General features: G+C 48.7%; 12 protein-coding genes. All 12 read left to right on the plus strand.

Annotation, left to right across the window (positions count from 1 at the left end; genetic code table 11):
• Window positions 1-245 precede the first annotated feature (245 nt).
• The 12 genes from IQ220_RS16390 to IQ220_RS04000 all read left to right on the plus strand — a co-directional run bounded on the left by IQ220_RS16390 (window position 246) and on the right by IQ220_RS04000 (window position 7,654).
• Window positions 246-1,418, plus strand: a complete 1,173-nt coding sequence (locus IQ220_RS16390; RefSeq protein WP_193912720.1) for an ImmA/IrrE family metallo-endopeptidase — start codon at window positions 246-248, stop codon at window positions 1,416-1,418.
• Window positions 1,405-1,872 carry a PIN domain-containing protein gene (locus IQ220_RS03960; RefSeq protein ID WP_193912710.1) on the plus strand — a complete coding sequence of 156 codons (468 nt, stop codon included), beginning with the start codon at window positions 1,405-1,407 and terminating at the stop codon, window positions 1,870-1,872. Before IQ220_RS16390 ends, IQ220_RS03960 begins: the two co-directional genes overlap by 14 nt.
• 328 nt (window positions 1,873-2,200) lie before the next feature.
• On the plus strand, window positions 2,201-2,983 hold the full coding sequence (locus IQ220_RS16395; protein WP_228008774.1) for an AAA family ATPase: 783 nt from the start codon (window positions 2,201-2,203) through the stop codon (window positions 2,981-2,983).
• Window positions 2,893-3,249: an AAA family ATPase gene (locus IQ220_RS15540; protein ID WP_228008773.1), complete on the plus strand. Its 357-nt coding sequence runs from the start codon at window positions 2,893-2,895 to the stop codon at window positions 3,247-3,249. Before IQ220_RS16395 ends, IQ220_RS15540 begins: the two co-directional genes overlap by 91 nt.
• Before the next feature lie 166 nt (window positions 3,250-3,415).
• Window positions 3,416-3,760 (plus strand): hypothetical protein, encoded by a 345-nt coding sequence (locus IQ220_RS03970; protein ID WP_197686652.1) that lies wholly within the window; start codon window positions 3,416-3,418, stop codon window positions 3,758-3,760.
• A gap of 217 nt (window positions 3,761-3,977) precedes the next feature.
• A complete protein-coding gene (locus IQ220_RS16400) occupies window positions 3,978-4,592 on the plus strand; it encodes a DUF6338 family protein (protein WP_228008772.1) in 615 nt (204 codons plus the stop codon).
• 353 nt (window positions 4,593-4,945) lie between these two features.
• Window positions 4,946-5,161 (plus strand): type II toxin-antitoxin system HicB family antitoxin, encoded by a 216-nt coding sequence (locus IQ220_RS16405; RefSeq protein WP_193913097.1) that lies wholly within the window; start codon window positions 4,946-4,948, stop codon window positions 5,159-5,161.
• 136 nt (window positions 5,162-5,297) lie between these two features.
• Window positions 5,298-5,408: a DUF4160 domain-containing protein gene (locus IQ220_RS16410; protein ID WP_228008771.1), complete on the plus strand. Its 111-nt coding sequence runs from the start codon at window positions 5,298-5,300 to the stop codon at window positions 5,406-5,408.
• Between the two features lie 100 nt (window positions 5,409-5,508).
• A complete protein-coding gene (locus tag IQ220_RS03985) occupies window positions 5,509-5,805 on the plus strand; it encodes a DUF2442 domain-containing protein (protein WP_193912706.1) in 297 nt (98 codons plus the stop codon).
• 86 nt (window positions 5,806-5,891) lie between these two features.
• Window positions 5,892-6,551 carry a bifunctional 2-polyprenyl-6-hydroxyphenol methylase/3-demethylubiquinol 3-O-methyltransferase UbiG gene (locus tag IQ220_RS03990; protein WP_193912704.1) on the plus strand — a complete coding sequence of 220 codons (660 nt, stop codon included), beginning with the start codon at window positions 5,892-5,894 and terminating at the stop codon, window positions 6,549-6,551.
• Between the two features lie 287 nt (window positions 6,552-6,838).
• Window positions 6,839-7,102, plus strand: a complete 264-nt coding sequence (locus IQ220_RS03995; RefSeq protein ID WP_193912702.1) for a hypothetical protein — start codon at window positions 6,839-6,841, stop codon at window positions 7,100-7,102.
• A 126-nt stretch (window positions 7,103-7,228) separates the two neighbouring features.
• Window positions 7,229-7,654: a hypothetical protein gene (locus IQ220_RS04000; protein ID WP_193912700.1), complete on the plus strand. Its 426-nt coding sequence runs from the start codon at window positions 7,229-7,231 to the stop codon at window positions 7,652-7,654.
• Window positions 7,655-7,737: the final 83 nt, after the last annotated feature.

The raw sequence follows: 7,737 nt of genomic DNA on the forward strand, positions 1-7,737 counted from the left end.
CCAGGAGCCGCTGAGGTACAAGGGCTTTTGTAGTGTTGACCGGAGATTGAGGGGCTCTTATGTGGCTGCAGACAGATGAGGATGGTGTTTATACGGGTCCGTCCAAAAGGCGTTAGAGAGATCTAGAAGAGTGGACGCGGCCGCCTAGTGCCGTTTAACATTCGATGACAACCCGCAACATCACGCTAGACAGGGCAGCGACGCCGTTGTAGTGTTAACATAACTTCATCAACTCAGGCTAGTGGGTGGCAAATCGAATTCCCATAAATCCAGCGGTTCTTACCTGGGCCAGAAGGACAGCAGGCTACAAGATCGATGATCTTGTAGCCAATAAGCAGTTCTCAAAGATTGCCAAATGGGAATCTGGAGATGAAAGTCCTACATATTCACAGCTAGAAAAGTTGGCCGAGAAGTTTCACCGGCCGATTGTTGTATTCTTTTTCCCAAAACCTCCTCCTGAAGAGCCTGTTGAAAAAGCTCTCCGATCAGTCTCTGAAAGTTCAGTTGAGAACTTAAATCCTGTTATTCATTACCTTTTCAGAAAAGCAAAGGTTTTTCAGCTGAGCCTCGCGGAGCTGTTTGAAGGCCAAGAAGAGATACAGAAACATCGTCTGTCGTGGCTTACTCAAGCAGGAGCCATTGAGAGCTCGTCATTCGCCGAAAGGTTTCGGTCGATCTTAGATGTGTCAATTGAAGAGCAGCAGTCATGGCAAGGTAGTGATGATGCATTTAAGGAGTGGAGACGTAGACTTGCATTGCGGGGAGTCTTTGTGTTCAAAGATGCATTTAAAAACACAGAAGTATCTGGATTCTGTGTTTATGATGATCTGTTCCCGATTATATTTATAAATAATAGTCATCCTAAGAATAGGCAGATCTTTACTCTTTTCCACGAGCTGTGCCATTTGCTCTTAAAGCAGAGCTTCTTGGATATTATGACAGAGCAGTCGTGGCTTGCCAATCAAGTGCATCTTGGCAAGGAGGAGTCACTTTGCAATAGTCTTGCCTCAGAGATTCTCGTTCCTGTTGAGCATCTAATTTCGCAAGTGGGTTCTCTCCCTGTAGACAATACTCTTGTCGACCAGCTTGCTGACTCCTACCATGTAAGCAGCGAGGTAATTGCCAGAAAGTTACTAGACCAAGGCCTAGTCTCTAGAAGGTCTTACGAGGGAATGATTCACGAGTGGTATAGTATACGCGAACGCGCTGCGGCTGAAACTGATAAGTCTAGTGGTAATTACTACAACACAAAGTCCTCTTATCTTGGCGACTCATACATTTCTGTTGTCCTTAGGAACTACTATCAAGGCAAGATTGATATAGTCCAAGCATCTGATTATCTTGACATCAAGCCAAAGTCCTTCCCTGGGCTTGAGGAGAAGTTCTTAGAGAGAGCAAAGGTTGATGTATATCTTTGATACGAACTCGTTTCGAGAACTCTTTCGGTTCTATCCACGAAGATTTCCGCAGCTATGGAAGCACTTTGATGAATTGGTTAGTCAAGGAGAGATTTTCTCAGTAAGGGAAGTCTTGAAAGAGATGCAGGCTTCGGGTACAGATCATCTTGATACACAATGGGCAATCCAGAATAAGGATCTCTTTAGAGAACCTTCAGTGGCTGAGGCACTATTTCTGAGAGAGATCTACGGAATTGATCATTTTCAGCAAGGCCTTGAGCGGAAGAAACTGCTTAAAGGCGGGCCATTCGCTGATCCATTTATAATAGCAAGGGCAAAGGTTCACAACGGCACTGTGGTGACTGAAGAAAAGGAAAAGGCCAATGGGACGAAAATACCGAATATATGCAAGCACTTCGGTGTACCATGCACCAATCTTGAAGGCTTTATGGAATTGGAAGAATGGGAGTTTTAGCGCATGATTTGTTTCAACAGACTTGGTGACTACTCTCTAACAACCAGATTCAGAAGACGGGAGCGGGGTTGTCTATTAAGGCGATGCGTCCCTGCCCGCTTCTGATCTGGAGCGTTAGATGCACAGCCACTCAGGCCGGACTAGCAACTGAAGACACAGGGAAATAGAAGTGTTGAATACATACCGTCGCTGCAGTGCCTTGATCTGACTGAAATGGGCTTGATTATGCACCGCCACCCCCCATTCGTTCATGGAGGCCAATTGATGGCTAGCATGGTAAAATCAACCTTAACAGATCTAGCGCAACTCCCCTAAAACTGGTTCCTCAATGGCACTGCAGCGCCTAACAGCAAAGAATCTCACCGTCTTCACTAAGGCTGACTTGACCTTTGGCAAGGGGCTAAATGTAATTGTTGGCGAGAATGGCGCCGGCAAGACACACCTTTTAAAACTGACTTATTCAGTGATTGCAACTTTCTGGGAAGAAGGAAGGAAGCCGAGTCCAACTACACCTACGAAGACTCATCTGCAGGTCAAACTCGCAGACAAGCTAGTCAATGTCTTCCGCCCGGAGGCACTCGGGCGATTGGCTCGCAGAAAGCCTGGACGAGAAAGATGTGATGTAAGCCTTAAGTTCACAGACAGCAAGCACAACATATCCTTTAGCTTTGCCACCAACAGTAAGACCGAAGTTGCACTTGAAGTGACACCAAGTTCTTGGCTAGAAGTGTCTGCCGCCTACTTCCCGACACGGGAGCTGCTCACAATCTTTCCCAACTTCGTCTCAGTTTACGAGGGACACTATCTTGAGTTTGAAGAGACTTGGAGGGATACCTGCTTAATGTTAGGCGAGCCTCTACAGAGAGGGCCTAGAGAAAAGCGCATTCAAGAACTCTTAGCGCCTATCGAGGATGCTATGGGGGGAAAGATTGAGCTCGATAAAGTTGGGCGCTTTTATCTCAGCACTCCAAATGGTCGACTGGAGATGCCTCTAGTCGCAGAGGGCCTGCGGAAGCTGGAATGCTTGCAAGGTTGGTTGCGACTGGAAGCTTGCTGGACAAAGGCTTCTTGTTTTGGGATGAGCCGGAAGCGAATCTCAATCCTATGCTAATTAAACAAGTAGCAAAAAGCATTCTGTCTCTAAGTTCATCAGGCATTCAGGTCTTTTTGGCAACTCACAGTCTATTCTTGCTGCGAGAGATCGAGATCCTTACATCTCAACAGCCCTTTGATGAACTAAGCGCAAGGTTCTTCGGGTTGCATAAAGACACTGATGGATCTGTAAGCGTATCTCAAGGTGACTCAATAGATGAGATCGGAGATATCACCTCGCTTGACGAAGAACTTGCCCAGTCCGATAGATTTATCGAAGAATGACCTCGCCATGACTGTGCATCATGTAGATGGGTTAGTATTCGACTTCCCTTCGCCTTGGCTAGCAAGCAAGTATGACGAATGGAGTTTCTATCGCAATCAGTTTTTGCGCATGCGGCCTGGCATTAAAGCAGTAGACTTAATTGCGCTCAATCCCGATACAGCATGGATGATTGAGGTCAAGGACTACAGAGTTCATCGCAGAACGAAGATAGTTGACATCCATCAGGAGTTCGCCGAGAAAGTCCTGCACACACTTTCAGCACTGCTGCCTGCAAAGGCTAACGCCACTGACCTCACGGAAAGGAGGTTTGCCGCTGAGACTCTCAGACGAGGCCGGCTTAGACTTGTACTACATCTAGAGCAGCCGGCAAAACATTCAAAGTTGTTTCCAAGAGCCATCAACCCCGTAAATGTACAACTAAAACTCAGACAAGTGCTCAAGGCTATTGATCCTCATCCTATCGTTGCAGAGACTGGAAGGATGCATGGCCTAGTCTGGTCTGTTGCGTAGTGCGCCATTAAGCATTATCCCGCTTCTAGTGGGCAACGGGAAGCACCCTTGGCTTGATAGGCATCTAACATCAAGATTCAGCGGGCGTGCGCACTGAGGTCTCAGTTAAATCTTCAAGACTCATCCACGCCGCTGATCTTGAGCGTTAGATGCACTGGGCGTGCGACTGGAAATCGCTAGAATGACAAGCGAGAAGTTGTTCGCATCTGATTGCTAAATGCCCGAGATAGCCAAAGACACAATTACTTTACTCAGCTATTTGTTGCCAGGCTTTCTTGCGGCGTGGGTTCTTTACGGCCTAACCTCAAATCCAAAGCCGGGCCAGTTTGAAAGGGTAATAGGAGCCCTAATCCTTACATTCTTTATTCATGTCATGCTCCCAGTTGCACGGGGAGTCCTCGTATTCCTAGGTAGGTACGTGTATGCACTGAGACCTTGGGATTCCACGTCTCAGAATTTGTGCAAACTCATTCTAGCTATAGCCACTGGCGTTTTATTGGCAATTTACACTAACAACGACGGCGCCCACAAATGGCTCAGAAGACTTGGATTAACTACACGAAACTCATTTCCTTCTGAATGGGTAGGCGTATTTTCAAGAAAGATTACATATGTTGTTCTGCATCTCAAGGATGGCAGACGTCTTTATGGTTGGCCTCGTGAATGGCCGAATCAACATGATAAGGGCCATTTTTATATTCAGGAGCCATCATGGGTACTGCAAGATGAAAGCCAAATCACCTTGGAAAATGTCGATGGCCTCTTGGTCCCAAGTTCTGCCGTAGAATGGGTTGAGTTCATGGTTGCGCCCCAAGAGCCGCAAGATGCGTAGAGGTTCTAACCCCCCGCCACCATCCAACCGTCCCTCCCAGGGAAGCCAGCCGCAGGCTAGACCGGTTAACCCACCAACTACAGGGTACAAGCCACCTCCGCCAGCAAGCCCTCCTCCCGCAACCAATAAGTAGCTTTTGAGGAGAACAAGGGTTTGATGTTATTTCTGGATACATCAGGCTGCGATATGCGGGCATCTAACAATGCCATTCACCTGAGCCGCCTCCTAATGATTCCTGTTTGGCCCTGAACTTACGGCGGCCAGGTGATGGCAAGCGTTGGACCGACCGGTAAGCGAGACCCCCGTGCCAGTCCGCGGCCAAGCAGCTAAAGTGATTTGAGGAGGTGTCTTCAATGTCTAGACAGTTTGATGTAATAATCGAAAAGGATTCAGAAGGGTTCTTCGTGGCGACGGTCCCTGCTCTCCCTGGTTGCCATACGCAAGCCAAATCACTGGATCAATTGATGGAACGTATCAAGGAAGCTATTGAGCTTTGCCTTGAGGTTGCAAGCACTGAGTGTGAGACACTTGATTTTGTAGGAGTACAGCGAGTTACAGTAGAAGTGTGACGAGGTATTCTGCAATTTCAGGAGATGCCTGATGGATGTATTGGGCTACTTCCCGCCGCCGATCTTGAGCGTTAGAAAGATGCGAACAACCATTTCAGCCGTGGCTATGCTGAGTGGGTGGATCAGGAACTGAGTTTTGTCCCCAACCGTTTTCAGGGAAGGCGAATTTCGTTTCTTCTTCTTTTCACGCGAGGAGAGTCGCCCTCATGTCCATGTCAGTCATCCTGATGGTGAGGCGAAGTTCTAGCTCAGTCCGACCGTTGAACTGGCTCGGAATATCGGGCTAAGCTCTTCAAGAGTTAAAGAAGCAGAACGCCTGACTAAGACTCGTCAACAGGAGATCATCAATGCCTGGAACAACCACTTTAAAGGCTGAGGTCACAAATGTTTCTGGACACTGCGTCTGGATCCTCGTCGATGACGAAGAGCTGGCTCTTCCCTATTCAGAATTTCCTTGGTTTGAATCGGCGACAATCCATCAGATCCTCAATGTCTTAAGGCCGACTGCTGATCATTTGTATTGGCCTGATATTGATGTCGACTTATCAGTCGATTCCATACGCCACCCTGAATGGTTTCCGCTGATGGTAAAGAGCACTTCCCAACCCGGCCATGCACCTGACCCGCCCCCATCAATTCCCTGAAGCCCAACGAGATCCGGAGGCAGAAGCTCTCTGCGGCCAGGTGATGGCCAGCGTTATTATGTTTCCTCCATGTTAAGGTATAGATAATGAATAAATCGGAACAGTTTTGGGATGGCGCTTCCAAAAACTATGACAAGACCGAAGAGCGATTTGAGTACATTCATAGTAGATCTAGAGAAAACACCAAGAAATTTCTAAAAGATGGCGATCTTGTTCTTGACTATGGCTGCGGTAGTGGAACTACAGCTTGTCAGTTTGCCGGGCAGGTTAAGGCGGTTCATGCAATTGATATATCATCGAAGATGATTGAGTTGGCTCGGGGAAAAGCCGCTGCCGCGAAAGCTCAGAACATACGCTTCGAACAAACGGATATTTTTAACAGCAAATATTCGAACGAATCATATGATATCATTCTGGCTTTTAATATGTTTCATACAGTACCTAACCCACAGGATGTAGTGCTCCGGGTATATGACTTACTAAAGCCAAATGGTTTATTTATCTCTGTAACACCTTGCTTACGCCAGAAGATGTCATTTTTAGTCAATCTACAAATCCAGTTTGTGAGTATCTTGTGTAAACTGGGACTAATTCCAATACCTATAAGAAGGATTACTAGCTCTGAGGTCGACAGATTACTAGAAACTGGCAGGTTTATAACGGTTGAATCTGAAGATATATATAAAGATGCATCGAGCTATTATGTCGCGGCAAGGAAGTTGCGAAAAACATACAAAGGCAAGTAAGAAGGGCACGCTAACGCGCGCCTAATCTCGCGGCGTTAGGGAGCAAGACCATGGACACGACTCACCGCGAGATTGTCGATTACTGGACTGGTCACCAAAGCGAATGCGGTCTGCCCGTCGACTGGGCGAAGGCAGAACAGTTGTGTTGGCGTTGCGCACATAAGCGAAAACTTCAGCATGGCCACATCATTCCGCGCTCTCTTGAAGGGGACGAAAGCCCTAGCAACCTAGTACTCTTGTGAGCTCAGTGCCATAAAGAGGCCCCCAATGTCGCAGATCCGGAATTCATGTTGGTCTGGCTTCGTGCACACGCTGTTCTCTTTTGTCGTACGTACTGGCAAGAACGTGGAACTAAAGAATATGAACTGATTTATGGCGAAAAGCCGTTCGCGGTGCTTGCTCACGGCGATGAGCTCTTGCAAAAAGTAAAGGATATTGCCGAGGAGATATTTCCAAAGACGAGTAGACATTGGGGACAGGGAAAGATCAACCCTGCCACTTGGGCCTGGGTTTTCCGTCAGGTCAATCAAAGGCTGCGTGATAATGCCTAACAAACCCCTGGAGAGGACAGGCCGCCACCAACTGCTCTCTGTGAGCCCAATCTACCTGCCTGCCACTCAGGGGCAGTGTTCGCCACCCCAGGCAGCTCCCAACCCATCAACTCGCCCTGAGTTGCCATGTCCAGGACCATCCAAGCCGGCCTCGTCTACTTCGCCATGGTGCTGGGCGCCGGAATTGCTCTTGGCCTGGTGAGGGTTCCGTTCCTGGTGCCACGCATCGGCGAGCGCTGGGCGGAACTGTTGGAGATGCCCATCATGGCGATCGCCATCTACCTGGCGGCAGGCGCGATCCTTCGCCAATTCCCTGAGATTGGCTCTCCTCGTCGGTCGATCATTGCCGGTGTGCTGGCCTTGGCCTTGATGGTTGCCGTGGAGTTGGCCCTGGCCGCCCTTATCCGAGGCATGGCCCCCGCGGAGTTCATCGCCAGCCGAGACCCGGTGTCGGGATCGGTCTATCTCGTTCTGCTGCTGGTGTTTGCCGTGATGCCCTGGCTTCGGCTGTCCCGTGTCAATCAGGTTGACGGGTGGCGTCAATCTGGTTGACCGGTAGAGAGTGGTTGTTCGGAAGCCCGCTGGAGCCTGAGATCGCAGCGGGGATCGGGATCGTGACCAGGCTGTCGCGGCGC

It is taken from the genome of Cyanobium sp. LEGE 06113 (assembly GCF_015207615.1).

Coding starts and splice junctions, on each gene's coding strand:
- IQ220_RS03960 (WP_193912710.1), top strand. CDS start 1,405: ATGTATATCTTTGATACGAACTCGTTTCGAGAACTCTTTCGGTTCTAT.
- IQ220_RS16395 (WP_228008774.1), top strand. CDS start 2,201: ATGGCACTGCAGCGCCTAACAGCAAAGAATCTCACCGTCTTCACTAAG.
- IQ220_RS15540 (WP_228008773.1), top strand. CDS start 2,893: ATGCTTGCAAGGTTGGTTGCGACTGGAAGCTTGCTGGACAAAGGCTTC.
- IQ220_RS03970 (WP_197686652.1), top strand. CDS start 3,416: ATGATTGAGGTCAAGGACTACAGAGTTCATCGCAGAACGAAGATAGTT.
- IQ220_RS16400 (WP_228008772.1), top strand. CDS start 3,978: ATGCCCGAGATAGCCAAAGACACAATTACTTTACTCAGCTATTTGTTG.
- IQ220_RS16405 (WP_193913097.1), top strand. CDS start 4,946: ATGTCTAGACAGTTTGATGTAATAATCGAAAAGGATTCAGAAGGGTTC.
- IQ220_RS03985 (WP_193912706.1), top strand. CDS start 5,509: ATGCCTGGAACAACCACTTTAAAGGCTGAGGTCACAAATGTTTCTGGA.
- IQ220_RS03990 (WP_193912704.1), top strand. CDS start 5,892: ATGAATAAATCGGAACAGTTTTGGGATGGCGCTTCCAAAAACTATGAC.
- IQ220_RS03995 (WP_193912702.1), top strand. CDS start 6,839: ATGTTGGTCTGGCTTCGTGCACACGCTGTTCTCTTTTGTCGTACGTAC.
- IQ220_RS04000 (WP_193912700.1), top strand. CDS start 7,229: ATGTCCAGGACCATCCAAGCCGGCCTCGTCTACTTCGCCATGGTGCTG.